Annotated in this window: 1 protein-coding gene; it reads right to left on the reverse strand. The window is 70.0% G+C overall.

Annotated features, from left to right (window positions below; translation table 11 throughout):
* Window positions 1-10: 10 nt before the first annotated feature.
* Window positions 11-1,423, reverse strand: coding sequence for an NF041680 family putative transposase (locus ACWC2T_RS46025; RefSeq protein ID WP_450676244.1), 1,413 nt, complete (start codon window positions 1,421-1,423; stop codon window positions 11-13).
* Between the last annotated feature and the right edge of the window lie 28 nt (window positions 1,424-1,451).

Genomic DNA, 1,451 nt, shown 5'->3' on the forward strand with positions numbered 1-1,451 from the left:
AGCTTGATCATTAACCTCGCTGCTGTTTCAGGCGGACATGTTCGGTGAGGGTTTCGATTCGTTTCACGGTCTTTCCCGGCTCGTGACGTGGGGCTGGCCTGCGGTTCTTCGAGCCGGGTGGGCGTCCTGGTCCGGGCCGGGAGTGTTTGGGCACGCTGGCGGGACGGGCGGTCTTCACGCGGAGGTGGCGGAACCCCCGGCGGACTCGGGCGGGGGTGAGCCGACGTGGCTCGGTGGGCTGTTCCCAGGGCCGGCGCAGGTCCTCGGCGAGTGGCCGGGCGAGGCGAAGTTGGGTGTGGGCGGCGATGATCAGCCACGTCCACAGGTCGGCCGTGTGCGGATCGCGGACCTTCGGCACGGTCCAGCCCAGGGTCTGTTTGAACAGCCGGAAGGTGTGTTCAAGATCGAATCTGCGGAGGAACGCCTGCCAGCGCACATCGACGTCTGCGCCGGTCATCCCGGTGCGTGAGGACCACAGCCACACCGGCTTCGGGTCGCGGTCACCGGGCAGGTACTCGACCTTCAGCCGGATCAACGTGCCGTGGATCAGAGGGAGTTCACCGCAGTGGTCGAGCCAGGGGCCACGGGCCTGCAATCGGGGGTGCATCCGGTCCCAGGCGAGGGCTTCGGCCGTGCCGTAGCGGGTGGTGTCGCACGTCGTGGCCTGGTCGGGGGTGTGCCAGGACTCCGGCTTGGAGAAGGTGAGGACGCCGCCGTGCTTGCGGGGCTGTCCGCCACGCGGGGTGGAGCGGCGCGGGCCGGCATCCCGGAGCATGACCCGGTCCGAGCGCAGCCGGCCGACCAGCTCGACAGGCAGGTCGGCCAGGACGTAGGCGAGGCGGGTGACGTCGTAGCCGGTGTCCATGACGACGAGGATGTCCGCGTCGCCCGGTCGCCACTGCCCGGCGTGCACCAGCCGGGTGACCACCTCGCGCAGCTGGGTCGCGGTCACCGCGGTGGCGTCGTCGGAGGGCCCCAGTCGGATCGCGTCCAGCACGGCCGTCCAGGACGTGCGTCCCGTTTCCAGTGCGGCGACGAAGGAGTAGGGCCAGCCGGGGATGAACTGGTCCGCGCTGCGGCCCCGCCCATAGACGTGGCAGAACAGCAACTCCGGGCTGGTGGGGGCGTCGGGTCGCAGCCAGTTGCTCACGTCCACCGCGAGCACGATCCGTCCGTCGGCGGCACGGGGCAGCGGCGTGGAGGCAAGGAGCCTGCGCAGGCGGCGTGGCTCCAGCCAGCCGTGGTTGATGGCGTCGTACATCGCTCCGTGCCCGCGCCGGTGCTCGGCCGTGAGCGTCAACTCGACCAGTGACGTCACCGGGCCGTCCGAGCACAGCACCGCGTCGGTGAGCTCGAAGAGCGCATCCGCCCGGGTGTAGAGGCAGTCGTAGAACTGGACACGAAAGTGGGACAGGACACCCAACGCGGCGTCAGCGGACTGTTCAGCGGCG

The sequence above is a fragment of the Streptomyces sp. NPDC001393 genome (genome assembly GCF_053597455.1).